Here is a 25,108-nt window from a genome sequence, read left to right as displayed (position 1 = left end):
ACGTTCACGGCTTCGGTGTACCGTTGCGGCCATGACGATCCCGAGCACGACGACGAACGAACCCAGGCGGCCGCAGGCCTCCGTCTGGCGCCTGGCCGGCCGCCAGGTGTGGCGCGATTTCATCGCCGGCGAATTGCGGCTGCTGCTCTGGGCCGTCGTGCTGGCCGTGGGCGCGTTGACGGCCGTCGGCTTCTTCGCCGATCGCATGCGCTCGGGCCTCGTGCGCGACGCGGCGCAGCTGCTGGGCGGCGACACCGTCGTGCTGGGCGACAAGCCGCTCGCGTCGGCGTTCATGCAGGAGGCGCTGCGGCGCGGCTTCGTCGTCGGGCAGGCCGCCAACTTCCCGAGCATGGCCCGCGCCGGCGCGGCGCAGGGCGGCGCGGCCAGGCTCGCGGCGGTCAAGGCGGTCGACGCCGCGTACCCGCTGCGCGGCACCATCGACGTCAGGTTCGGCGAGACGGCCCCGGTGCAATCGCTCAAGCAGGCGCCGGCCGCCGGCACCGTCTGGATCGACCCGGCGCTGGCCAATGCGCTCGCGCTCAAGGTGGGCGACGGCCTGGAGCTGGGCGACGCCACCTTGCGCATCGCGGCGCTGATCGCGATCGAGCCCGATCGCGGCACCGGCTTCTCGGCGCTGGCCCCGCGCGTGATGCTCAACGTCGCCGACCTCCCCGCCACCGGCCTGGTGCAGCCGTCCAGCCGCATCACGTGGCGGCTCGCGGTGGGCGCGCCGAACGGCGACGACAAGGCGGCCGGCGCCTACGCCGACTGGGCCAAGGCGAAGATCAAGACCGATGGGTTGCGTGGCATGCACGTCGAGAACCTCACGACGGGCCGGCCCGAGATGACGCAGACGGTGGATCGTGCGCAGCAGTTCCTCAGCCTGGTGGCGCTGCTGACGGCGTTGCTGTCGGCGGTGGCGGTGGCCGTCGCCGCGCGCGACTTCGCGCAGCGCCATCTCGACGACTGCGCGATGCTGCGCGTGCTGGGCGAGACGCAGAACCGCATCGCGGCCGTCCACGCGATCGAGTTCTTCGGCCTGGGCCTTGTCGCGAGCGTCGTCGGCCTCGGCCTGGGCTTCGTGCTGCACCTGGGCTTCGTCGCGCTGCTCACCGCGTGGTTGCCCAACGGGCTGCCGTGGCCCGGGCCGATGCCGGCGCTGCTGGGCGTGGGTGTCGGCCTGACGCTGCTGCTGGGCTTCGGCCTGCCGCCGGTGCTGCAATTGGCGCGCGTTCCGCCGCTGCGCGTCCTGCGGCGCGATGTCGGCACGCCCAAGGTCGCCAGCCTCGGCGTGCTCGCGGGGGCGTTCCTCGGCTTCGCCGCGTTGATGATGGTGGCGGCGCGCGATGTCAAGCTGGCCCTGATCAGCGTCGGCGGCTTCGCGGGCGCGGCGCTGTTGTTCGCGCTGGTCGGATGGCTGGCCGTGCTGGCCCTGCGCCGCTTCGTGCCGGAGACGCGCGCGCCGCGCTGGCTCGTGCTGGCCACGCGCGCGATTGCGGCGCGTCCGGCGTTCGCGGTGCTGCAGGTGTCGTCGATGGCCATCGGCCTGATGGCGCTGTGGGTGCTGATCCTGCTGCGCACCGACCTGATAGACAGCTGGCGCGCAGCCACGCCGCCGGATGCGCCGAACCGCTTCGTCATCAACATCCAGCCCGACCAGGCGCAGGCCTATCGCGACATGCTGAAGGCGGCCGGTGTCCACGACGACGACTGGTTCCCGATGATCCGCGGGCGCCTCATCTCCATCAACGACGAGCCCATCGCCAAGCGCTACAAGCCCGAGTCCGATGCGTCCAACATGATCCAGCGCGAGCTCAACCTGAGCCACATGCGCGAGCAGCCGCCCGGCACCAAGATCGTCGCCGGCAAATGGGTGCCGGACGAGTCGGATGGCCTCAGTGTCGAAGAGGGTCTCGCCAAGACGCTGGGCCTCAAGCTGGGCGACAAGATGCAGTTCGACGTCGGCGGTGTGCCGGTGTCCGGCCACGTCACCACGCTGCGCAAGGTCGACTGGGGCTCGATGCGCGTCAACTTCTTCGTGATGTTCCCGCGCACCAGCATGGGCGACCTGCCGCTGAGCTACATCAGCGCGTTCAAGGCGCCGTCCACGGCAGCGCCCGCCTTCGACAACCGGCTCGCGGCGCAATTCCCCAATGTCACGGCGATCGACGTGTCGGCCACCATCGCGCAGGTGCAGGGCGTGCTCGACCAGGTCATCCACGCGGTGGAATTGCTGTTCGCGTTCGCGCTGGTCGCCGGGCTGGTGGTGCTGGTCGCCACGGTGTCGGCCACGCGCGAGGCGCGGGCGCGCGAGTTCGCGGTGATGCGCGCGGTGGGCGCGTCGGGCTCGCTGCTGGGGCGCGTCCAGCAGGTGGAGCTGCTCGGTGTCGGCGCGCTGGCCGGGTTGCTGGCCGCGAGCGCGGCGGTGGCGGTGGGTTGGGGCCTGGCGACCTGGGTCTTCGAATTCCACTGGAACCCGCCGTGGTGGGTGCCGTTCGCCGGCGCCGCGAGCGGTGCCGCGCTGGCGCTCGCCGCCGGCTGGTGGAGCCTGCACGAGGTGCTCGCCCGGCCGGTGATGGAAACCTTGCGCCGCGCAGCGCAGGAGTGACGATGCGCGCACGCCCGCTGCAACGCGCGTCGTCGACGGCTCCTGTCGCGGCACGCCGATTGATCCCTTGACCGCCATGATTCGAATCGGACTCGTCTCGGACACCCACGGCCTGCTGCGACCCGAGGCCCTCGACGTGCTGCGCGGCAGCGACTTCATCGTCCACGCCGGCGACATCGGCGAGGGCGTGCTCGAGCCACTGTCCACCATCGCGCCGGTGACCGCCGTGCGCGGCAACAACGACCGCGCGCCCTGGGCCCAGCGCATCGCCGAGACGGAACAGCTGCGCTTCGGCGATGTCATGTTGCATGTGCTGCATGACCTGGCCGGGCTCGCGATCGACCCGAAGGCCGCGGGCGTGGACGTGGTCGTCAGCGGCCACTCGCATCGCCCGAAGGTCGAGCGCCGCAGCGGCGTGCTCTACGTCAACCCCGGGAGCGCGGGCCCCGTGCGCTTCAGGTTGCCCGTGTCGGTCGCCTTGATGCAGGTCACTGGCAAGGACGTGGCGGTACGCATCGTGGAACTGGAGTCGTTGCGCACCGCGTGACGTCCGCAGCCAGGATCGCAGCATGAGTGTTCGCATCGTCCGCCTTGGCACGCCGCGTCATCCGGACGAAGGCACGCGCATCGGAACCGTGCGGCGGCCGCCGCGCGGGGTGCCGAAGTCCGAATTCGCGTCGGGCGACTGGTACGACGTCTGGTTTCCCAACTTGTCGCCCAGCCCCGAACTGGTCAAGCGCGCGCTGGCCTCGCAGGCCGACCTCAGCGCGGCCGGCGAGCGCGACTGGGCCGCGTTCACGCGCGGCTATCGGGCGGAGATGGCGCGCCCCGAGAACGCCCATGCGATCGCGCTGCTGGCGACGCTGTCTCGGGAGTCGAACTTCTCGGTGGGCTGCTATTGCGAGAACGAGGCGCGTTGCCATCGTTCCATCCTGCGCGCGCTGCTGCGTGACGCGGGCGCGCGCCTCGACGGCGCCTGACGCGCCCACGCACGCGCTGCGTCAGGCGTCGGCGCCGACCCACTCGATATTCGCCCCCAGCGACACCAGGTTCTCCACAAACCGCGGATGCGCCCGCCGGATCGGCGTGCCGTTGTAGATCGTCGACTTGCCCTCGATGCTCGACGCCAGCATCAGCAGCGCGATGGCCACGCGAATGATGTATGGGCTGTCGACCTCGGCGGGCACCAGCTTCTTGCCGCCGAAGGTGATGACGCGGTGCGGGTCGGACTGGAACGCGTGGGCGCCGAACTTCGACAGCTCGGAGGTCCAGCCCAGCGCCCCGTCGTAGACCTTGTTCCAGAACATCATCTGGCCCTCGGCGCGCACGCCCAGCGCGATGAAGATGGGCAGCAGATCGACCGGGAAGTAGGGCCACGGCGCGGCCTCGATCTTCTGCAGCATGTTGCGCGTGAAGGGCTCGCGCACCTTCAGGCCGTTGGGCACGAAGGCGCGCGACCAGCCGCCCTCGTGCGTCACCTCGACGCCCATCTTCGCGAAGCTGCGATCGAGCAGCGGGAAGAACTGCGGCGCGCTGTTCTTCACCTCCACGTTGCCGCCGGTGATGGCGCCCAGCGCGAGGAAGGTGACGACCTCGTGAAAATCCTCGACGAAGGTGAAGTCGACGCCGTGCAGCTCGTCGACGCCGGTGACCGTCAGGCGCGACGTGCCGCAACCCTCGACCTTGGCGCCCATGCGGCGCATGAATTCGCAGAACTCCTGCACGTGCGGCTCGGACGCCGCGTTGGTCAGCTCCGACTCGCCGTCGGCCAGCGCCGCGCACAGCACGAAGTTCTCGGTGGTGGTGACGGACGCGTAGTCCAGCCAGCGGCGATGCGCGTGCAGCGGACGGCGCGCGTGGACGATCAGCGCGCCCGGGCCACGCTCGACCTGCGCGCCGAAGCCCTCGAACACCTCGACGTGCGGATCGATCTCGCGCACGCCCAGCGTGCAGCCCTGCACGTCGTTCTCGATGCGCGCGCTGCCGAAGCGCGCCAGCAGCGGCGGCACCAGCATCACCGACGAGCGCATCTCCTCGGGCAGCTTGTTGACGGCCGGATCGAAGTTCGTGTGCTCGTGATGGATGCGCAGCACGCCGTCCTTCAACTCGCCCTCGACACGGCTGCCCAGCTCGCGGAACACGGCCAGGATCTTTCGGACGTCGGTGATGTCGGGCACGCCGCGCAGCGTGACGGGTTCGCGCGTCAACAGCGTGGCCGACAGGATCGGCAGCACCGCGTTCTTGTTCGCGGAGGGCGTGATGCGACCGCTGAGGGGGCGGCCGCCATGGACGATGAGATCGGGCACAGGAACTTTCGAAGCAGTCGTGGATGACGTGGCGCCATCTTAGGGACGCACAGGCCGCCGCGGCGTGAGACTTTCTTCCGGACGCCGGACGAACTCGCTCACGCCAGCCGGCTCCCGGCAATCGGAATGCGCGCTGCACCGGGGACAAACCATGAGTTCGCCGACAATCGGCGGCCGAACCCGCTGATCGCTTCCCAATGCCGCACATCGTCCTGCTCGGCGACTCCATCTTCGACAACGCTGCCTACACCGACGGCGGCCCCGACGTCCTCGCGCAGTTGCGCGGCGAGCTGCCGGATGGTTGGACCGTCGCGCTGGCGGCTGTCGACGGCTCGCAGGCCGACGCCGTCGCCGCACAGCTGGCCGGCGTGCGCGGCGACGCGACGCACCTCGTGCTGAGCGTGGGCGGCAACGACGCGCTGATGGCCTCGGGCCTGCTGGACGAGCCCGTCTACTCGAGCGCCGACGCGCTGCGCCTGATCGGCGCGAGCGTGCGTGGCTTCGAGGCGCGCTACCAATCGGCCGTCACGGCCTGCCTCGCTCGCGGACTGCCGCTCACGGTCTGCACGATCTACCACGGCAACTTTCCCGACGCCGACTACCGCGAGCGCGTGGAAGTGGCGCTGACCTCCTTCAACGACGCCATCGTGCGCACGGCCTGCGCCCATGGCCTGGACGTGATCGACCTTCGCGCGGTGTGCGACCAGCCGCAGGACTACGCCAACCCGATCGAGCCGTCATCCGTCGGCGGCGCGAAGATCGCCCGTACCGTGGCGCGCGTCGTCACGGGCGCGGCCATGCCCGCGGCGCGCCTGTTCGTCTGAGGGATCGCCACAGCTGTCGCCACGCGGCCGCTTGTCTAGAATCGTCCCGGATCCAGGGAGGGACGACAATGAAGAACATTCGTTCAGGCGGCGCGTGCGCGCTCGCCTGCGTGCTTTTGGCCGCCTGCGGCGGTGGTGGCGGTGGCGGCGACAACACGAGCGGCCCGCCGCCGGCCAGCGTCGACTACTTCCCCGTGCCGGCCCAGGCCCGCTGGATCTACGCCGCCGACGACGGCAGCATCGAGCGCGTCGACGTCGTTGCCCCGGCCACCACGGCGCAGGGCCAGGGCGTATCGATGGTCACGTCGGACGCCTCGGGCGCGCTGCTGGATAGCACGATCGCCTACGCCGACGCCAGCGGCGTCACGATCTATCCGCCGCCGGACGTCACGGGCTTCGAGCACGACGTCGGCCCGCTCAAGCTGCTGGCCTTCCCGCCCAGCGCCGGCCAGAGCTTCACCGAGATCGACAAGACGGTGACGTCCAGCGACTTCGACGGGGACGGCAAGCCCGACCCGGTGGCGCTGAAGTCCGTCGTCACGGTGGTCGGCTTCGAGTCAGTCGACGTGCCGGCCGGTCACGTCGCCAACGCGCTGCACGTGCGCACGGACTCCACCGAGACCGTCAAGCCCACCAGCGGCGGCCCGGCGTACACCTTCCGCAGCGTCGTCGACGACTGGTACGGCCCGAACATCGGCCTGGTGCGCAGCACGGAGGTCGACTACCCCGACGGCGTCACGGCCGAAACGCCGACGACGCTCACCCTGAGCGCCTATCGCGTCGGCAGCGTGCGCAGCGAGACCCAGGCGCCCACCGTCACGGCGACGGCCCCGGGCGCAGTCGCGCGCGCCAACGGCGCGGACGTCTCGGTCACCTTCAGCGAGGCCGTCGATGCCGACACGCTCGCGTCGGGCTGGCGCATCCTGGACGCGTCGGGCCAGGCGGTCGAAGGGCACGTCACGATGGTGGGCACGACCGCGCACTTCGTGCCGGACTCGGCCTGGGCCGGCGGCAGCTACTCCGCGACGCTGTCGACCGGCGTGACCGACCTGATCGGCAACCCACTCGCCCAGGCGGCGAGCTGGACGTTCTCGCTCGACGCCACCGGCCCCGCGCTGCTGTCCGCGACGCCCGCGGACGGCACGTCCCAGTTGCCGCTGAACGCCCCCATCGTGCTGAACTTCAGCGAGCCGGTGGCCGCGGCGAGCGCCAACGCCGGCACGCTGTGGGCCTCGGACGGCAGCAACGCGGTCGGCTTCGCGATCGCGGTCGACGGCGCCAGCGTGACGCTGACGCCGACCACCGCGTGGCCGTTGCGCAAGACGCTGCAGCTGTCGATCACCGGCATCACCGACGCCGTCGGCAACCCGATGGCGGCCGGCGCCAACCTCTCCTTCCAGACCGACTCCGGCGCGTTCGGCTATCCGCAGTCGCTGTTGTCCAACCAGGCGGCCTACGGCAGCGTCATCACCGACCTCGATGGCGACGGCCACGCCGACTTCGTCTACACCGGCCAGACGCCCGACGGCCGCATCGCGCCGTTCGTGCGCTACGGCCTGGCCGGGGGCGGCCTGGAGGCGCCGGTGCAATTGCTGGCGGGCGACGGCGACAACTGCTCGCAGTCCGACCAGATCCGCGTCGTCGACCTCGACGGCGACGGCCGGCGCGACGTGGCCGTCGGCGGCACCTGGTGCACCTGGCGCGTGCTGCGCCAGACGGCGCCACGCCAGTTCACGGCGGGCGAGAGCTTCGGCTACGTCCTGAACGGCGGCGCGGCGGTCGTCGACCTCGATGGCGACGGCATTCCCGAATTCGTCGGCCAGATGGATTCGGGCCGCGTGGCGGTCTGGACGCAGGACGGCGCGCGCCGCTTCGGCGCCACGCCGGTGGTGACCACGCTGCCGTCGTTCGGCGGCGGCTCGCTGCACGTGGCCGACCTGTACGGCAGCGGCGTTCCCGAGCTGGTCTACGCCGGCGGCGGCAACTTCGACAGCGGCGTCTCCGTGTGGCAGCGCCAGGTCGACGGCAGCTACGCCCTGCGCACGCAGATGGACACGGGCTTCCAGATGATCGAGGACATCGCCGTGGGCGACGTCAACGGCGACGGCCGTCCCGACATCGTCGCCGCGATCGGCGACTACCCGACGCAGACCTGCGTGTTCCTGCAACAGGCCGACGGCAGCTTCGCGCCGTGCGTGCACTATCCGGCGCTGACGTGGTCGAGCGCGGTGCGGATCGCCGATGTCGATGGCGACGGCCGCCCCGACGTCCTCGTCGAATACAGCGGCTGGGGCACCTTCGGCGTGCTGTACCAGCAAGCCGACGGCACGCTCGCGCCGGAAGTCGACTACGCGGCGCCCTACGGCTCGTCGATGGCCTCGTTCGCCGTCGGCGACCTGACGGGCGACGGCCGCCCCGACGTCGTCCTCGACGGCATGCTGATGCGCCAGCGCACGCCCGGCAGCGGCGATGCCGCGCCGCTCGCGACGCCTGGCCTCGCGCACGCGCTGCGCGCGTCGCACCTGATGCGCGCGCTGCGCCATCCGGCCACGCCGTCGCACGGCTCGAAGGCCGGTACATGAGCGCGAGCACGAAGATGGTCCGCGGCCGCGCCGTGGCCGCGGCGACGCTGGCCGCCGCACTGCTCGCCGCGTGCGGCGGTGGTGGCGGGAATGACGCCGGGAATCCGGGCGGCGGCGGCTCGACACCCCCGCCGTCCGACAGCTCGCCGCCTTCCGGCAGCAACTACTTCCCGCTCGCGCCCGGTGCCCGCTGGGTCTACGCCGACTACGCGAATGGCGGCGACACGCCGTCCGCGCTCTACCAGCTCGACACCGGCGCGACGACGCAGGTCGACGGCCACACCGTCACCAGCCTCGTGTCGACCTCGCTGGACGCCAACCCGGCGCAGGGCGACGGCATGCGCTATCTGTCGACGGCCAGCGGCGTGACGGTCTATCCCGGCCCCGACGCCGGCGTCGTCGACGACGCGATCGGCCCGTTCATGGCGCTGAAGCTGCCGGCGACGGTCGGCGACAGCTTCGTGCAGTTCGACAAGACCGTGGACAGCGGCTACGACGACGACGGCGACGGCGTGCACGAGAAGCTGCTGATGCTGTCGACCGTGCAGGTGATCGACCGCGGCCCGGTCTCGACACCGGCCGGCACCTTCCCCGACGCGCTGCACCTGCGCACGACGCTGCACCAGACGGAGAGGGACAGCGCCGGTCCTTCGAGCTACTCCACGACGTTCGTGCAGGACATCTGGCTGGTCGACGGCGTCGGCCGCGTGCGCGCCACGCTGATCGCCACCGACGACGCCAGCGGCACGGTGACGGAACGCGAGCACACCGAACTTCAGGCGTACCGCGTCGGCAGCGCGCACGGCGGCCCCGCGCCCACGCTGACATCCTTCGCGCCGGCGGACGCGCAGGTGCACCCGGGCAGCGTCGCGGTGACCGCGTCGTTCTCGATGCCGATGGACCCGGCCAGCCTGTCCGCCGGCGGCCTCGTGGTGACGGACGCGGCGGGCCATGCCGTGGCCGGGCAGGTCACGCTGGACGGCAGCGGCCGCAACGCCGTGTTCGTGCCGGGCGCGGGCTGGCCCAGCGGCGTCTTCACCGCGAAGCTCACCGCGGCGGCGACCGACCGCGAGGGCAACGCTGCGACGCCGCAGTCGTGGACCTTCACGCTCGACACCACCGCGCCCGCGCTCGCGCTGGCGACGCCGGCGGCGGGCGCCTCCGGCGTCGCGTCGAACGCCACGGCGACCTTCGTCTTCAGCGAGCCGCTGTACGGGCCCAGCGTCTGGATGAGCGCCCCCACGTTCACCGTCATGGACACGACCACCGGCCTGCCGGCGGACGTCTCTCCCGACTTCGACAGCCTCGCGACGATCACCGTGAAGCCGCGCACCTACTGGACGCACGGCCACACCTACACGGTCACGTTCCCGGGCAGCTTCGCCGACCTCGTCGGCAACACGATGGGGCAACCGGCGAGCGTGAGCTTCAGCGTGGCGCCGGGCGTCTTCGGCGCGGCGACCCCGCTCGCCGCCGACATCGGCTTCGAGGCGGTGCAGACGATCGCCGACATCGACGGCGACGGCCGGCCGGACCAGCTCTGGGCGTCGTGGGACGAATCGGTCTTCCCGCCCCTGATGCACCTCTACGTGCGCCACGGCCAGGCCGACGGCAGCCTCGGCCCGGTGACGGAGCCGATCCCGGCGCCGGTCTACGGCTGCACGCTGGAACGCATCGCCGCTGTCGACCTCAACGGCGACGGCTTGCCCGACCTGGTGCTGGGCGGCGCCTGCGGCATGCGCATCTACCGCCAGCAGGCCGGCGGCAGCTTCACGCTGAACCAGACCATCCTGCTGCCGAACTACGAGCAGGCCGGCATCCTGGCCTTCCAGGACTTCGACGGCGATGGCCGCGTCGACATGCTCAGCGCCGGCGACGAGACCTACTTCCACCTCTGGCACCAGGACGCCTCGGGCCAGTTCGTCGACGCCGGCACCGTCGATGCCGGCATCGGCTCCATCGGGAGGCTGCGCCTGGTCGATGTCGATGGCGACGGCGTGCCGGACCTGGTCGTCTCGTCGGCCGGCTCGCAGTCCGCACGCCTCTCGGTGCTGCGCGGGATCGCCGGGGGCGGCTTCGGGCCGCCGACGACCTACGACACCGGCGACGGCTGGCCGGATGCGGTCTCGGTGGCCGACGTCGACGGCGACGGGCGTCCGGACATCGTGCTGGCCATCTACGGCTCGCAGGCGCCGTCGCGCGTGCAGGTGCTCAAGCAGCGGGCCGATCACAGCTTCGTGCTGGCCGCGAGCAAGGATCTCGGCATGGAGGCCGACGGCCTCGTGATGGCCGACGTCGACGGCGACGGCCGGCTCGACGCGATCGTGGCCCACCCGACGGCGCTCGGCGTGCTGCTGGGGCGGGCCGACGGCACGTTCGGGCCGGAAGACCTCTACGACGCGCCGCAGGCGGGCTTCATGCCCGGCGGCCTCGGTGTCGGCGTGAATCCCGACGGGCGTGAGGTCGTCGGCTGGAACGGACAGGTCTTCACGGCGCTGGCGAGTTCGAAGGCGACGCCGCAGGCTGCCCACCGGCACGCGCTCGCCACGTCGCTGGCGGGGCACCCGGTGCCGCGCGCGTCGACGCGGCACTGAGCGGCTCGCCAATGACAAGGGCCGCCTCGCGGGCGGCCCTTCGTGGCGCGTGCCGGCGATCGAGCCGCCGAGCTGGTTCAGGGCGTCACGGGACGGCGCCAGGAGATGTCGATCAGCTTGGCGTCGCGCAGCTGTTCCATCAACGGCACCGCGGCGTGGTCGACTGCCGACGCGTCGTAGCTGACGCCGGGCGTGCCACTCGACAAGTGGATGGCGCCATGCCACAGCGTGCCGCGCTTCGGGTCGGTCAGGCTGACGTCCAGGTCCAGCCAGGACCCGTTGCCGCTGTAGATCTCTCCCACCTGGGTCGGACGGATGACGAGCGTGCGCTGGCCGGTGGGCGGCGGCATCGGATCGCCCGCGTCCAGCAGCGTCGCGCTGGCCTCGACGCCGTTGGCGCGCAGGTCCTCGGGCAGGCGCGAGGCGAGTTGCGGGAACAGCGTCGCCATGTGCTTGTCGCCGCTGCGCAGCGCGGCCCGGTGCTGGTCGTCGAGCACCTGCTTGCCCGGCACGATCACGATGTGCAGGTGGTTGTCGGCAGGCGCGTCCGCGACGAGCACCTGGCCGCTGGTGCGGGCGGTGACGCAGCCCTGGAGCGCGGCGACGGCGATGGCGGCGGAGGTCGCGAGCAACAGTTTCTTCATGGGAGGGTCGATGCGGGTTGGCAAAGAGAAAGCCGCCTCGCGGGCGGCTTGCAGGGGAACGGGCCGGCGGTTCAGGCCGCCGATTCGATCAGGCCCATGTCGGACGCGCTCATCAGCGCCTCGATGTCCATCAGGATCAGCATGCGCTCGCCGACGTTGGCGATGCCCGTGATGAAGGACATGTCGACATGCGAGTTCAGCGTCGGCGCCGGCTTGATGGTGTCGCCACCGAGTTCGCAGACGTCCGACACCGAGTCGACGACGGCGCCGATCACGCGGCCCTTGACGTTCAGGACGATGACGACCGTGAACGCGTTGAAGTCGGCTTCCTTGCATCCGAGCTTCAGGCGCAGGTCGACGATCGGCACGATCACGCCGCGCAGGTTGACGACGCCGCGCAGGAACTCGGGCGTGTTGGCGATGCGGGTCGGCTGTTCGTACGAGCGGATCTCCTGCACGCGCAGGATGTCGATGCCGTATTCCTCGCCGCCCAGGCGGAAGGTCAGGAACTCGCCCTTCGAGCCCTTGCCGGCCGCGGCGGAGCGCTCGGCGGACTGGCGCGCGATGTGGGTGGCTTCCTTGATCATGTCCATGGCGGATCCTTCGGGCTTCTTGGTGCGGTGTTTGGGACGGAGGGGTTCTGTTTCCGTTATCGGCGACGGCCGAGCGGAATGAAGTGACTTTTTGCGCTGTTGCCGCGCCTATTCGGGCAAAAAAAAGGGCGCCTCAGCGCGCCCTTCCGGTGTCGTGGGGGATCAGAACGATTCCCAGTCGTCGCTGGCGCCGGATGCGGCGGCCGGGGCCGGCGCCGGGGCGACGGGCGCCGGAGCGGGCTTGGCAGCGGCCGGCTTGGCGGCGACGGCCTTGGCGGCGACGGGCTTGGCGGCGGCCTTGCCGGCAGCCGGCTTGAACGTCGCGGCCTTGGCGATGGCCTTGGCGGCGACCGGCACGTGGGCCGACGGCGCCGCGCCGAAGCCGCCGAAGTCGGACGAACCGCCCAGGCTGTAGTTCGCGACGACGGTGGTCATGCGGTGCGCCTGGTCCTTCAGGCTCTCGGCGGCGGCGGCGGACTCCTCCACCAGCGCGGCGTTCTGCTGCGTCATCTGGTCGAGGCGCGTGACAGCCTCGTTGACCTGGCCGATGCCCTGGCTCTGCTCCAGCGCGGCGGCGCTGATCTCGCCGATGATGTCGGTCACGCGCTGCACGCTGGCAACGATCTCGTCCATCGTGGAGCCGGCGTCCTGCACCAGCTTCGAGCCGGTCTCGACCTTGTCGACCGAGGTGCCGATCAGGCTCTTGATCTCCTTGGCCGCTTCGGCCGAGCGCTGCGCCAGCGAGCGCACTTCGCCAGCCACCACGGCGAAGCCGCGGCCCTGTTCGCCGGCCCGCGCCGCTTCCACCGCGGCGTTCAGCGCGAGGATGTTGGTCTGGAACGCGATGCCGTCGATGACGCCGATGATGTCGGCGATCTTCTTGGACGACGAGTTGATCTCTTCCATGGTCGCGACGACCTGCGAGACGACGGCGCCGCCGCGGCGGGCGACCTGCGTCGCCGAGCTGGCGAGCTGGTTGGCCTGGGCGGCCGCGTCGGCGCTCTGGCGCACGTTGCCGGTCAGCTGCGACAGCGAGCTGGCGGTCTGCTGCAGGTTGCTGGCCGTCTGCTCGGTGCGCTGGCTCAGGTCCTGGTTGCCGGTGGCGATCTCGGAGGACGCCGTCGACACCTCGTGCGTGCCCGAGCGGATCGAGCCGATCGTCTTGCGCGTCTCTTCCTGCAGCACCTTGAGCGCGCGCAGGGCGGCGGTCGATTCGGCGTTGCCGACGATGCGGATGTCGGTGGCCAGGTTGCCCTGGCTCATCGCGATCGTGTGGCGCGTGAAGTCGCCCACGATGCCGCGCACCATCTTCAGCGAGACGATGAACAGGCCGGCCGCGAGCGCGACCAGCGTCACGCCGCAGGTGATGATCGCGCCGGCCGACCAGCCGAGGCTGAGGCCGACGGCGACGACGATCTGGCTGCCGGCCAGCAGCGAGAAGAGCAGGCCGGCACGAACGCTGGTGGGAAGGTTGTTCAGCATGGAGTCTCGATTCTTTTGCGAGGTGACGGGCAGGGTGTTGGCGTGACGGAGACCGGGCTCGATCTCAATGGCGCGTGCGGCGGACGAGCGAGCCGGTGTCCAGGATCAGCGCGACGCGGCCGTCGCCCATGATCGTGGCGCCGGACACGTCCTGCACCTTGCGGTAGTTGGCTTCCAGGTTCTTCACGACCACCTGTTGCTGGCCCAGCAGTTCGTCGACCAGCAGCGCCACGCGGGCCCCTTCGGCTTCGACGACCACCATGATGTTGCTGACGTGCTCGAAGTCGAAGCGCGGCACTTCGAAGACGCGCTCGAGGTCGATGACGGGCATGAACTCGTCGCGCACTTCGACCACGCGGCCCGAGCCGCCGATCGTCTTGATCATCCCCGGGGCGACCTGGAACGACTCGACCACCGAGGCCAGCGGCAGGATGTAGCACTCGTCGCCGACGCCGATCGACATGCCGTCCATGATGGCCAGCGTCAGCGGCAGGCGAACCTTCACGCTCATGCCGTAGCCTTCGGCGGAGTCGATCTCCACCGTGCCGCCGAGCGAGGCGATGTTCTTCTTGACCACGTCCATGCCGACGCCGCGGCCCGACACGTCGGTGACCACGTCCGCCGTCGAGAAGCCCGGCGCGAAGATCAGCGCGTAGACCTCCTGGTCGGTCATCGAATCGGGCGCGTCGATGCCGCGCTCGCGGGCCTTGCTGATCAGCTTCTGGCGCGACAGGCCCTTGCCGTCGTCGCGCACCTCGATGACGATGGAGCCGCCCTGATGCGACGCGACCAGCGTGATCGTGCCGTGCTCGGGCTTGCCCTTGGCCAGACGTTCGGCCGGCAGTTCGATGCCGTGGTCGCACGAGTTGCGCACCAGGTGGGTCAGCGGGTCGGTGATCTTCTCGACGAGCGACTTGTCCAGCTCGGTCGCTTCGCCCTGCGTCACCAGTTCGACCTTCTTGTCGAGCTTGGCGGCGAGGTCGCGCAGCATGCGCGGAAAGCGGTTGAACACCATCGACATCGGAATCATCCGGATCGACATGACCGCTTCCTGCAGGTCGCGGGTGTTGCGTTCGAGGTCGGTCAGGCCGGCCAGCAGCTGCTGGTTCAGCTGGCCTTCGCGGCTGTTCTGCGCCAGCATGGCCTGCGTGATCACGAGCTCGCCGACGAGGTTGATCAGCTGGTCGACCTTCTCGATGGACACGCGCAGCGTGGCCTGGTCGGGCGAGGCGACCTTGGCGTCGGCCTTGGCGGCGGCCTTGGGTGCGGCGGCGACGGCGACGGGCGCCGGCGCGGCGGCGTCGTTCGATTCCGCGGCGGCCGGGGCCGGTGCGGCATCGGCCGGGGTCGCGTCGGGCAGCGGATCGAAGAAGCCGTAGCCCGGATCGACGGGGTTTTCTTCCGGCGGGGCGCCGGCGTTCTCCGGGAAGAAGCCGAAGCCCGGGTCGGTCGGGCGCATCTGGATCAGTTCGCGCGCCACATGGAACGTGAACAGGTCCAGCAGTTCGCTGTCGGAGGTGGTCGTGACCACGCGGAAGCGGCGCATGCCGTCCGCGGCGCGGCCGCCGTCCAGGGGTTCGATCGTGCCGAGGTCCTCGATCTCCTTGAACAGCTCGCTCAGGGCATCGGCGGTCTCGGGCTTTTCCAGCGGGCCGACGACCAGCTCGATGGCGCGCGTCTGCGCCTTCGGCACGGGCATCGACTTCAGCGTGGAGCTGACGACGGCGGCAGGCGCGGGCGCGGCGGCCTTGGCCGGGGCGGGCGGGACCTGGCCTTCGGCCATCGCGCGGATGCGGCCCAGCAGCTCGCTGGTGTCGGGCGCGCTGCTCGCGGAGCCCTGGTGCACGGCCAGCTGCGCCTTCAGCGCGTCGCCGGCGGCCAGCAGCACGTCGACCATCGCGGACGTCGGGGTCAACTCGTGGCGGCGCAGCTTGTCCAGCAGCGTCTCCATCTGGTGCGTCAGCGCGGCGACGTCGGAGAAGCCGAACGTGGCGGCGCCACCCTTGACGGAATGCGCGCAACGGAAGATGGCGTTCATCTCCTCGTCGTCGGCCGCGTCGACGTTGAGCTCCAGCAGCTTCTGCTCCATCAGCTCCAGGTTCTCGCCGGCTTCCTCGAAGAAGACCTGGTAGAACTGGCTCAGGTCGATCCCGGCCGAGCTGCTGTTGTTACTGATCTCACCCATTACTCTTGCTCCTGATCCGGATTCCTGATGGCCTGACCTCTGCGCTCCGGCAGCGTTCAGCGCACGACCTTGCCGATGACTTCGATCAGCTTGGCGGGATCGAACGGCTTGACGAGCCAGCCGGTGGCGCCCGCGGCGCGGCCGGCCATCTTCATCTGGTCGCTGGACTCGGTGGTCAGGATCAGGATCGGGGTCTGCTTGAACTTCGGGTTCTCGCGCAGCTTCTTCGTCAGGCTGATGCCGTCCATGCGGGGCATGTTCTGGTCGGTCAGGACGAGGTTGTAGTCGCGCTGGCTGGACTTCTCGAAGGCATCCTGGCCGTCGACGGCTTCAACGACGTTGAAACCGGCGTTCTTCAGGGTGAACGCCACCATCTGGCGCATCGAGGGGCTGTCGTCCACGGCAAGAATCGTGTGCATTGCAGTTCTCCGGAAGGGTCTTGAATAAGGGCTGAAAAGGAGGGAGTCAGAACAGGTCGATGGAGCCAGCGTCCATCTCGTCCTGCGTCACGGGGTTGGGCCGCATCGGAGCGTCCTCGACGATGGCTTCGCCATCCTCGTCGTCGCCCATGGCGTCTCGCGCGATCCGGTCCGCGCAGTTGCGCAGGCGGCGTTGGGTGTGCGCGATCAGCTGCGTCGCCATGTCCTGGAACTGCAGCGCGGTGATCGCGCCGGCCAGGGCTTGCAGCGCTTCCTTGATCGGCGCGGTGTCGAGATTGACCTTGGGCGCTTCGTCCCTCAGCACGTTCATCTGGTTCGACGCACCGTAGAAATGACCCATCAGCGCCTCGCCGGCATCCTCGAGCAGGCGCTGCAGGCGCTCGAGGTCGTGCGAGGCGACCATCAGGTGATCCTGAAGATCGGCCGCAGCGACCAGAGGAAGGCCTCCGCCAGGCGATGGGGTCTGGGCGTCACTCGTCAGCATCGTGGCTCCAAGCATGGATGTTGTGTTCTTCGGGCAAGGCATCGGTCGCGCCTTGTGAACCCGTGGGGATTGCGCTTGATTCTTCGGCACATGACCCCCGAACATTGAGGAGATCACGACAGAAAACCCCATCCTTTTCTCCCCAACCGTGGCCGAGTCGGCTTGCGGGGTGACCTTTTTGGCATCCGAAGCCCCGTCTCGGCGCCCGGGTGCCCGCGAAACCGGCGGCTACACTCACCCACATGCCATCCCATTCCGCGCCGGCCCGCCGAACTTCGCTGCGCGTGCTGCACCTGGAAGACTCCGAGCTCGACCACGAGCTCGAGATGGCGCACCTGCGCCGCGGCGGCGCGCACGTCGAGTCGATGCGGGTCGATTCCGAGCCGGCCTTCCGCGCCGCGCTGGAACTGCCCTGGGACATCGTCCTGTCCGACTTCAACGTGCCCGGCTTCTCCGGCCTGGCCGCGCTCGACATCGTCAAGTCGCTCGATCGCCCGCTGCCCTTCATCCTGATCTCGGGCGAGATCGGCGAGGACGTGGCGGTGGCGGCGATGCGCAACGGCGCCAGCGACTACCTGCTCAAGGCCAACCTCGCCCGCCTCGCGCCGGCGGTCGAACACGCGATCGACGCGCACGAGGCGCGGCTGGCGCGCGAGACGGCCGACCAGCAGCTGGCGCAGTCGCGGCAGCGGCTGTCCGAGCTCGCGCAGCATCTGCAGACCAGCGTCGACAACGAGCGCGCCGCGATCGCGCGCGAGATCCACGACGACGTCGGCGGCTCGCTGACGGCGCTGAAGTTCGACATCGCCTGGATCCTTCGGCACTCGAAGGACGCGCAGGTGCAGCAGCGTGCCCAGGCCGCGCTCGAAGTGGTCACTCACGCCATCGAGTCCAGCAAGCGGATCATGCACAACCTGCACCCGGCCATCCTGGAGCAGGGCCTGGTGGCCGCGCTGCAGTGGATGGGCGCGCGCTTCGAGAAGCGCACCGGCGTCACGTGCACCTTCCGCACCAGCCACGAGGCGATGCAGCTGCCGTCGGGCGTGCCGCTGGTGGCATACCGCACGGCGCAGGAGGCGCTCACCAACATCACCAAGCACGCCAACGCCTCGCGGGTCAGCGTCGACCTGTCGCTGGCCGGCGGCGTGCTGTCGCTCGAGATCAGCGACAACGGCGTGGGCCTGCGCGACGCCGATCTGGCCAAGGCGCGCAGCTTCGGCATCCGCGGCCTGCACGAGCGGGCGTCGACGGTGGGCGGCTGGGTCGACCTCTCCAGCAGCCACCAGGGCACGACGCTGATCCTGTCGGTGCCGCTGTCCGCCGACGCGCACGGCTACTCGTCCGAGTTCGGGCCGGACGCGGAAGACACGCGTCCGCCCTTCGAAGATTCCGCCGATCCGTCGGTCTGGGGAACCCTATGATCCGCGTCATCCTCTGCGACGACCACGCGCTGATCCGGCGCGGCATCCGCGACACCTTGTCCGACGCGCCCGACATCCAGGTGGTCGGCGAGGCCGGCGACTACTCCGAGCTGCGCGGCCTGCTGCGCGGCACGCCCTGCGACGTGCTGGTGCTGGACATCAACATGCCGGGCCGCAGCGGCCTGGACGTCCTGGCCGTGCTGAAGGACGAGGGCGCCACGATGAAGGTGCTGATCTGCAGCATGTACCCGGAAGACCAGTACGCCATCCGCGCGCTGCGCGCCGGTGCCTACGGCTACGTCAACAAGGGCGGCGACCCGCAGCAGCTGGTGACGGCGGTGCGCACCGTGTCGCAGGGCCGCAAGTTCGTCACGCCCGACATCGCGCAGATGCTGGTCGAGAGCCTGACCGCGCCCGAGGTCGCGCACGCGCACGAGAAGCTGTCCGACCGTGAGCTGCAGACGCTCGTGATGATCGCCTCGGGCAAGCGGTTGTCGGACATCGCCAACGAGCTCACGCTGTCGCCCAAGACGGTGAGCGTCTACCGGGCGCGCGTGCTGGAGAAGCTGGCGCTGACCAACAACTCCGAGCTGACGGTCTACGCGATCCGCAACGGACTGGTGGGCGAGTAGCTCTACGCGTAGAGCTGCTCGGCCCGCTGGTACAGGATCCAGCTCGTCGCGATGTACTTGTCGCCGCCCTCGGGCCGGTTGCCGCGGTGCGTGTGCGTGAAGCCGGTCGGCGCGATCAGCAGGCTGCCGGTGCGCGGCGCGACCTTGCGCTGCTGGTAGAGGAACTCCGTCTCGCCGGCGTCGAAGCCGTCGTTGAGGTAGATCGTCCACAGCACGGCGCGGTGCAGCGCCTCGCCGCTGTCGCGCTTCGGGTATTGCTCGGAGTGCCAGTACGGATAGCCGCCCTGGCCGGCGATGTACTTCTGGATGTTGATGCCGCCCGGGCGGAACACCTTGGCGACGAGGCCATCGAGCAGGTCGTCGCTCAGCGCGGCGACGGCGCCCGCGTCCAGCGGCCGCAGCTCGCCGCTGGCCGGGTCCTTCATCTTGAGCTGCAGCGGCGCGAGCGCGACGTGCGCGAAGCGGCGCAGGTAGTGGCGCAGGCCGCGCGCGGCGGCGTCGTTCAATTGCTGGCGGGCGTCGACCCAGCCGGGCGAGGCGTCGAGCTGGATGTCCCAGCTGTCCTTGAGCGCGACGTCGACCCCGCCGCCCGTCGCGCCACGCCGCGCCTGGCCGCTGCGCTCGAAGCGCTCGATCAACGCCTGGCAGCTCTGCGCGGACAGCGCGTCGTCGTAGACCTCGATGAAATCGACTGTGGACATTGCAGGATTCTAGGCGGCTCGATGCGCCGTCAATCCCCAAGGACGACGGCCGGCGGCTCCTAGAATCGCGCGGCCTTCAAAGGCTCGGGGTGCCGCCCGGCACTCACGACGAATCTCAGGGAGTATCCATTTTGACGATGACTGTTTCGCCCGCGCGAAGGCGCGAGCTTGCCCGCGTGGCAGTGATGATGTCCTTGACCGCGGCGCTGGCCGCGTGCGGCGGCGGCTCTTCGCCCCCGCCTCCGGCGCCGGTGCCACCCCCGCCTCCGGCCGCTGCCGTCGCGACGCTCGCCTCGCCTGCCAGCGGAGAGTTCGCGTGGCGCCTGGCGCAGCCGGCGTCGGTCACGCTGACGGACGGCAGCGGCCACGCCGTCGCCGCATCGGCCACCATGTGCGCCGCGCACGACGCGACGCAGGTCACGGTCAGCGCGGACTGCAGCCAGATCACCGCGCTGCGTGTCGGTGCCCTGACGATCGACGTCAGCGGCGGCGGCGCCAGCGCCAGCCTCGTCGTGCACGGCGTGCCGCAACGGCATTGGACGGGTGCGCATGGCGTCTCGCGTTACGCGGCGTTGAGCGTCGCGGGCGATGGCGCCGTCGCGGCCTGGGGCGACAACGACGGCGGCATCCTCGACCAGGATGCGAACAACGCCGCGCTGCCGTTCCTCGCCGTCGCCACGCCGGCGAAGAACGCGGCCGGCACGCCGTGGGCCGGCGTCATGCAGGCCTCGATGGGCCAGGAGGCCGGGGCCGTGCTGCTCAAGGACGGCACCGCGTGGGCCTGGGGCGACGACAGCTTCAGGGAACTGGGCAGCACGGTGAACGCCGGGGCGACGCTCGTGCCGGTGGCAGTGGTTGACCTGACGTCGCACGCGACGCTGCAGCACATCGTGCAGATCGAGCTCGGCGACGAGAACGGCGTGGCCCTGATCGACGACGGCTCGGTGCTGAGCTGGGGCGACTACACCGGCAACGGCACGGCCGGCGATTCGCTGCTGCCGGTGCAGACGGTGGGCACCGACGGCAAGACGCCGCTGGGCCACGTGGCGGCGGTGTCGGCCGGCTGGAACTACGCGCTCGCGCTGACCGACGACGGCCACGTGCTGTCGTGGGGCTTCGACACCGACCCCGGCTCGCTCGGGCACGGCGCGGCGACCAACACGCCGGCGACGGTGCCCGCCTACGTCGTGCGCGCCGACGGCTCGCCGCTGGACGGCATCGTGCAGGTCTCGGCCGGCTACAACTTCAGCCTCGCGCTGGCCGCGGACGGCAGCGTCTGGGCCTGGGGCAGCAACGCCGACGGCCAGCTCGGTCGCGGCAACGTCGGCGGCTCGAGCGCCGTGGCGATCCAGGTGCAGGCCGCGGGCGGCAACCTGACCCGCATCGCGATGGTGGCGGCCGGCGGCTGGCACGCGCTGGCGCTCGATCTCGATGGACGCGTCCTCGCCTGGGGCGTCTCCTCGGACGGCCAGCTGGGCGACGGCGCGGGCGCGCCCGTGCTGAACTCCACCGGCGTGCCGCACGTGACGGTGTCAGAGGCCGGCAGCGTCGCCGGCTTCACCGACATCGTCTCCATCGCGGCGAGCTATTCCGACAGCTACGCGCTCGGCCGCGACGGCCGCGTGCTCAGCTGGGGCACGAACTTCCACTCGGCCCTCGGCCGCGCCACGACGGGGCCGAGCGACCGCACGCCCGCGGTCGTGGCGACCGCGTCGGGCACGCTGGCGCTGACCGCGAGCGCGTACCCGAACCTGCTGCGCCGCGCGCGCTGAGGCCGCGCCGCTGCAGAATCGGGGGATGCAGCGCCTGTTCCGATTCCCTGCAGCGGCCCGCCGCGATCCCGCGGTCGCGGCGTGGTTCGACACGCATCCCGGCGAGCTGGGCGCGCTCGCGCGGCACTGGTTCGACGTGCTGCGAGCAAGCGGCGACGACATCCACGAACTGCTGCACGACGGCCAGCCGACCGCCTGCGTCGGCGATGCCGCGTTCGCCTACGTGGATGCGTTCACCGGGCACGTCAATCTCGGCTTCTTCCACGGCAACGAGCTGACCGACCCCGCGGCGCTGCTGCAGGGCGCGGGCAGGTTCATGCGGCACGTGAAGCTGGTGCCGGGGCGCGAGGTCGACGACGCGGCGTTGCGTCGCCTGATCGCGGACGCCCACGCCGACATGCAGACGCGCCAATCGGCTCAGCGACCGCCATGCACGGGCACGGGCCGGGTCAGCAGGTCGACGTAGAACGCGTAGAAGCGCGCGGTGTCGAACGCGAACACGACCTTCGACGGCTGCAGCAGCGGGATCGTGGGCGTCGGATTGCTGTCGTAGACGATGGACTTGCCGTAGTTGGCGTCGAAGGTGGTGCTCATGTCCACCCACAGGTCGCGCGTCGAGGTGGCGAACGTCGGGTCGACCAGGTAGGCGAGCGCCGTGGTGTCCCAGATGTAGAGCGGATACGGCGCCGGGGCCGAGCCGAAGAAGGGGGCGTACGCGTCGGTGTACAGCTTGGTGATCGGCGTGACCGGCCGGTGGTTTGCGATCTGCAGGTACACCGGCTTGGTCAGGGGCACGTCGTTGGTCAGGTCCAGCGGCAGGATCACCTTGGGCACCGCGGCGCGCAGCACGATCTTCACCGACTCCGGATCGGTCCACCAGTTGAACTCGGCGACGTCGTTGTAGGCATTGCCGGCGACGTAGATCTGTCCGGCCATCGTCACCACCTGCTTGATCAGCGGCACGATGCCCGGGTCCTTGCGGATGGCCATCGCGAGGTTGGTGGGCGGCGCGATCTCCAGGATCGATACCTGGTGGGGGTAGCGGTGGATCTGCTCGATGAGGAAGTCGACCGCGTGTTGCCGCTGCGGCCGCGTGTGGGTTGCGAAGCCGTCCGGCGGAGCGACGATGTCGCCCGGCGAAGTGGGCGGCGGGCTCGCGAAGGCGCCGACGTAGTCGATCGGCGCGCCGAACCGCGCGACCTCGTCGAGGTACGCGTCGTAGTCGTGCAGCAGCGGATATTTCGCGCCCACGTAGACGCCCACCGAGCGATCGATGCCGAGCCGCTCGACGGCCTTCAGCGCGTCCGAGGTCTCCTGCTCGAGCCACGCGTTGCCGGTCGCGACCGTGACGCCCAGCAGGTCCAGCTTGCCGGCGGCGTCGAGCTGCGCCAGCATCGCGAGCGCCTGGCCGTCGTCGCTGATGGTGTTGAAGTCGGTGTCGAGGATCACCTTCGGGGGCGCGGGGTCGCGGCCACGATGGCTGTCGTCGGCGGTCGCGAAGCCGGCCGCGAGGCTCAGCGCAATCAATGCGCACAGGCGAAGTTTCAGCAGCATTCTTGTCTCCCGTTGTCGTGGCGGCGAGTCCGGGCGCCGCGTCCCGCGGCGGCGATCATCGCGCAATGCGATCGATCGCTCGATGTGGCGAACCCTTGGCCTGCTGCGCAACGGATGAGCGGCGACCGGCGAACCGCCGGGTAACCGGGTGGGGTATGCCGCGGCATGTCCGACCCGCCATGAAAAACGCCCGCGGGCAGCGGGCGTCTCGCAGGGAAACGGAGAACTTCAGAAGCCGAGGCTGGCGAGCAGGTCGTCGACTTCGCCCTGGTCGGACACCACGTCGGTGCGGCCTTCCGGGTTGACGACCGGGCCGTTCAGCACGGACGGGTCGACCTGTTCGCGCACGCCTTCCGGCACCACCTGGATCAGCAGCTTGACGAGGCTGTCTTCCAGGTCGTTGGCCAGCGTCACGACCTTGGCGACGACCTGGCCGGTCAGGTCGTGGAAGTCCTGCGCCATCATGATGTCGGTCAGGTGGTCGTCGATGCGCTTGGTCGAGGTCTCGACCTCGTGCACGAAGTTCATCACGGCGCCGGTGGCCACGGCCTTGACCGGGTCGGCCACGATCAGCTCGGCCATCTTGCGGGTGGCGTCGGCGATCTGGCGATGCTCGAGCTTGGCGGCATCCACCGTGTTGAGCACCTTGTTGGCCGCGTCGGCGGTCTTCGAGGCGATGTAGCTCAGGCGGCTGCGCGCATCGGGCAGGCCGTCCGTGGCGATCTGCAGCTTGGGCATCACGCCGAGTTGCTGCATGGTGTCGTGCAGCACGCGGGTGATGTTGCCCAGTTGCTGGAACACCTCGGGCGAAACCGCGAGGGAATCCACTTTCATCGCGGCGATGTCTTCCATTTTCATGATTTGCTCCCTCTGGTCAGGCCGTCGCCGCCAGCTTTTGCATGATCTTCTGGACCTTCTCTTCCAGCGTCGCCTTGGTGAAAGGCTTGACGATGTAGCCGGCGGCGCCCGACTGCGCGGCCAGGACGATGTCCTCCTTGCGCGCTTCGGCGGTCACCATCAGCACCGGCAGGTGCTTGATCGAGTCGTCGGCCTTGATCGCCTTGAGCAGGTCGAAGCCGTTCATGTTGGGCATGTTGATGTCCGACACGACGAAGTCGAATTTCGCGGCCTTGAGCATGTTCAACGCGACCTGGCCGTCTTCGGCTTCCTCGCAGTTGTTGCAGCCCATCTCCTTCAGCAGGCCGCGCACGATGCGGCGCATGGTGGAGAAGTCGTCGACGACAAGGAATTTAAGGTCGGTGGGATTGCTCATGGTGTCCTCGGGAGGCGAAGTTCTGCAGGGTTATCGGTCAATGGACGGGTGCGCTTGAGGCTTCGGCGGGCGGCGCAGTGGAATTTGTCGCATTCGAGGCCGAAGAATCGGCGCCGTCGGCGGCTGCTGGATCGGGCGCGGTGCGGAACATGCGGTCCTCCGCCTCGCGGTTCATCACGATGATGCTGATCCGCCGGTTGGTGGGCGCCAGCGGATCCTTCTCGTCGAACGGCTGGCTCGAGGCCAGGCCCTGCACGCGCAGGACGCGGTCGTCGGCGAGTCCGCCGGCGATCAGCTCGCGGCGCGAGGCGTTGGCGCGGTCGGACGACAGCTCCCAGTTGCTGTAGCCGCGGTCGCCGCCGGGAAACGGCTGGGCGTCGGTGTGGCCCTCGAGCGTGAGCCGGTTGGGCACCTCGGTCAGCACCGAGCCGATGGCGCGCAGCAGGTCCTTCATGTACGGCGCGATCGTCGCGGAGCCGGAGGCGAACATCGGCCGGTTCTGGTCGTCGACGATCTGGATGCGCAGGCCGTCGCGGGTCATGTCGAGGCGGATCTGCGAGCTGATGTCCTTCAGCTTGTCGTTGCTGGCGATCTTCTGCTGGATCTCCTGCTTCAGGTTCTCGAGCCGCGCGACCTCGGCGCGCATCTGTTCGGCCTTGAGCTTGTGCAGGTTGATCGTGTTGCGCTGCGCCTCCACGTCGCCCTTCTTGACCTGGCCGACGGTGGACGTGAGGCTCTCGCCGCCGCCCTTGAGCACGGAGTTCGAATCGCCCGAGCCCGAGCCGCCGGCCAGCGCGATCTTGAGCGGCGACTGGAAGTAGTCGGCGATGCCCTTCTTGTCGCCGTCGGTGGTCGAGCCCAGCAGCCACATCAGCAGGAAGAACGCCATCATGGCCGTCACGAAGTCGGCGTAGGCGATCTTCCACGCGCCGCCGTGGGCGGCATGGCCACCCTTCTTGACGCGCTTGATGATGATCGGCTGGAGCTTCTTCGAATCGCCTGCCATGGCTTAC

Annotated in this window: 21 protein-coding genes and 1 pseudogene; 10 read left to right on the top strand and 12 right to left on the bottom strand. The window is 70.0% G+C overall.

Going from position 1 to position 25,108, the window contains the following annotated elements:
- The first annotated feature begins 31 nt into the window (after positions 1-31).
- From LPC04_RS03345 to LPC04_RS03335, 3 genes are all read left to right on the top strand, one after another.
- Positions 32-2,608, top strand: coding sequence for an ABC transporter permease (locus LPC04_RS03345; protein ID WP_275680762.1), 2,577 nt, complete (start codon positions 32-34; stop codon positions 2,606-2,608).
- Positions 2,609-2,684: 76 nt separating this feature from the next.
- Positions 2,685-3,155 (top strand): metallophosphoesterase family protein, encoded by a 471-nt coding sequence (locus LPC04_RS03340; RefSeq protein ID WP_275680761.1) that lies wholly within the window; start codon positions 2,685-2,687, stop codon positions 3,153-3,155.
- Between the two features lie 22 nt (positions 3,156-3,177).
- Positions 3,178-3,588, top strand: coding sequence for a DUF488 domain-containing protein (locus tag LPC04_RS03335; protein WP_275680760.1), 411 nt, complete (start codon positions 3,178-3,180; stop codon positions 3,586-3,588).
- Positions 3,589-3,609: 21 nt separating this feature from the next.
- Here LPC04_RS03335 and LPC04_RS03330 read toward each other — a convergent pair whose 3' ends face one another.
- Positions 3,610-4,914: a UDP-N-acetylglucosamine 1-carboxyvinyltransferase gene (locus tag LPC04_RS03330; RefSeq protein WP_275680759.1), complete on the bottom strand. Its 1,305-nt coding sequence runs from the start codon at positions 4,912-4,914 to the stop codon at positions 3,610-3,612.
- A gap of 197 nt (positions 4,915-5,111) precedes the next feature.
- Here LPC04_RS03330 and LPC04_RS03325 point away from each other — a divergent pair, with 197 nt between their 5' ends.
- The 3 genes from LPC04_RS03325 to LPC04_RS03315 all read left to right on the top strand — a co-directional run bounded on the left by LPC04_RS03325 (position 5,112) and on the right by LPC04_RS03315 (position 10,914).
- Positions 5,112-5,738: an SGNH/GDSL hydrolase family protein gene (locus LPC04_RS03325; RefSeq protein WP_275680758.1), complete on the top strand. Its 627-nt coding sequence runs from the start codon at positions 5,112-5,114 to the stop codon at positions 5,736-5,738.
- A gap of 68 nt (positions 5,739-5,806) precedes the next feature.
- Positions 5,807-8,320 carry an FG-GAP-like repeat-containing protein gene (locus tag LPC04_RS03320; RefSeq protein WP_275680757.1) on the top strand — a complete coding sequence of 838 codons (2,514 nt, stop codon included), beginning with the start codon at positions 5,807-5,809 and terminating at the stop codon, positions 8,318-8,320.
- Positions 8,317-10,914 (top strand): FG-GAP-like repeat-containing protein, encoded by a 2,598-nt coding sequence (locus LPC04_RS03315; protein WP_275680756.1) that lies wholly within the window; start codon positions 8,317-8,319, stop codon positions 10,912-10,914. The genes LPC04_RS03320 and LPC04_RS03315 overlap by 4 nt, the downstream gene beginning before the upstream one ends.
- Before the next feature lie 77 nt (positions 10,915-10,991).
- On the opposite strand, the gene LPC04_RS03310 is transcribed toward LPC04_RS03315, so the two are convergent.
- The 6 genes and pseudogenes from LPC04_RS03310 to LPC04_RS03285 form a co-directional block, all read right to left on the bottom strand.
- Positions 10,992-11,558, bottom strand: coding sequence for a hypothetical protein (locus LPC04_RS03310; RefSeq protein WP_275680755.1), 567 nt, complete (start codon positions 11,556-11,558; stop codon positions 10,992-10,994).
- A gap of 71 nt (positions 11,559-11,629) precedes the next feature.
- Complete coding sequence (locus LPC04_RS03305) at positions 11,630-12,151, bottom strand: chemotaxis protein CheW (RefSeq protein WP_275680754.1); 522 nt, start codon at positions 12,149-12,151, stop codon at positions 11,630-11,632.
- Between the two features lie 162 nt (positions 12,152-12,313).
- Positions 12,314-13,498, bottom strand: a pseudogene (locus tag LPC04_RS03300) (methyl-accepting chemotaxis protein); the annotation flags it as partial.
- Between the two features lie 199 nt (positions 13,499-13,697).
- Entirely contained in the window at positions 13,698-15,818 is a 2,121-nt protein-coding gene (locus LPC04_RS03295) for a chemotaxis protein CheA (RefSeq protein ID WP_275680753.1), read from the bottom strand.
- A 56-nt stretch (positions 15,819-15,874) separates the two neighbouring features.
- Positions 15,875-16,237, bottom strand: coding sequence for a response regulator (locus tag LPC04_RS03290; RefSeq protein WP_275680752.1), 363 nt, complete (start codon positions 16,235-16,237; stop codon positions 15,875-15,877).
- A 46-nt stretch (positions 16,238-16,283) separates the two neighbouring features.
- The gene (locus LPC04_RS03285; protein WP_275681913.1) at positions 16,284-16,742 is read right to left on the bottom strand and encodes a hypothetical protein; all 459 of its coding nucleotides are present in this window, start codon (positions 16,740-16,742) and stop codon (positions 16,284-16,286) included.
- Positions 16,743-16,984: 242 nt separating this feature from the next.
- Here LPC04_RS03285 and LPC04_RS03280 point away from each other — a divergent pair, with 242 nt between their 5' ends.
- Together LPC04_RS03280 and LPC04_RS03275 are read left to right on the top strand one after the other, a co-directional pair.
- Positions 16,985-18,163 (top strand): hybrid sensor histidine kinase/response regulator, encoded by a 1,179-nt coding sequence (locus LPC04_RS03280; protein WP_275680751.1) that lies wholly within the window; start codon positions 16,985-16,987, stop codon positions 18,161-18,163.
- Positions 18,160-18,795 carry a response regulator gene (locus LPC04_RS03275; protein WP_275680750.1) on the top strand — a complete coding sequence of 212 codons (636 nt, stop codon included), beginning with the start codon at positions 18,160-18,162 and terminating at the stop codon, positions 18,793-18,795. Before LPC04_RS03280 ends, LPC04_RS03275 begins: the two co-directional genes overlap by 4 nt.
- A 2-nt stretch (positions 18,796-18,797) precedes the next feature.
- On the opposite strand, the gene LPC04_RS03270 is transcribed toward LPC04_RS03275, so the two are convergent.
- Complete coding sequence (locus LPC04_RS03270) at positions 18,798-19,496, bottom strand: 2OG-Fe(II) oxygenase (RefSeq protein ID WP_275680749.1); 699 nt, start codon at positions 19,494-19,496, stop codon at positions 18,798-18,800.
- 185 nt (positions 19,497-19,681) lie between these two features.
- Here LPC04_RS03270 and LPC04_RS03265 point away from each other — a divergent pair, with 185 nt between their 5' ends.
- Positions 19,682-21,268 (top strand): RCC1 domain-containing protein, encoded by a 1,587-nt coding sequence (locus LPC04_RS03265; RefSeq protein WP_275680748.1) that lies wholly within the window; start codon positions 19,682-19,684, stop codon positions 21,266-21,268.
- 25 nt (positions 21,269-21,293) lie between these two features.
- Positions 21,294-21,734 carry a DUF1801 domain-containing protein gene (locus LPC04_RS03260; protein WP_275680747.1) on the top strand — a complete coding sequence of 147 codons (441 nt, stop codon included), beginning with the start codon at positions 21,294-21,296 and terminating at the stop codon, positions 21,732-21,734.
- Here LPC04_RS03260 and LPC04_RS03255 read toward each other — a convergent pair.
- The 4 genes from LPC04_RS03255 to motB all read right to left on the bottom strand — a co-directional run bounded on the left by LPC04_RS03255 (position 21,686) and on the right by motB (position 25,101).
- Positions 21,686-22,822 (bottom strand): nucleoside hydrolase, encoded by a 1,137-nt coding sequence (locus LPC04_RS03255; RefSeq protein ID WP_275680746.1) that lies wholly within the window; start codon positions 22,820-22,822, stop codon positions 21,686-21,688. The two genes, LPC04_RS03260 and LPC04_RS03255, sit on opposite strands and share 49 nt — an antisense overlap.
- A 228-nt stretch (positions 22,823-23,050) precedes the next feature.
- Positions 23,051-23,680, bottom strand: coding sequence for a protein phosphatase CheZ (locus LPC04_RS03250; protein WP_275680745.1), 630 nt, complete (start codon positions 23,678-23,680; stop codon positions 23,051-23,053).
- Between the two features lie 16 nt (positions 23,681-23,696).
- Positions 23,697-24,095 (bottom strand): chemotaxis response regulator CheY, encoded by a 399-nt coding sequence (gene cheY / locus LPC04_RS03245; protein ID WP_275680744.1) that lies wholly within the window; start codon positions 24,093-24,095, stop codon positions 23,697-23,699.
- A 37-nt stretch (positions 24,096-24,132) separates the two neighbouring features.
- A complete protein-coding gene (gene motB / locus LPC04_RS03240) occupies positions 24,133-25,101 on the bottom strand; it encodes a flagellar motor protein MotB (RefSeq protein WP_275680743.1) in 969 nt (322 codons plus the stop codon).
- Positions 25,102-25,108 lie beyond the last annotated feature (7 nt).

Source organism: Scleromatobacter humisilvae (assembly GCF_023231945.1).
Taxonomy (GTDB): Bacteria; Pseudomonadota; Gammaproteobacteria; order Burkholderiales; family Burkholderiaceae_C; genus Scleromatobacter; species Scleromatobacter humisilvae.
Note: the sequence above shows the minus strand (reverse complement) of the source record. Positions and strands in the feature narration are given on the sequence as shown.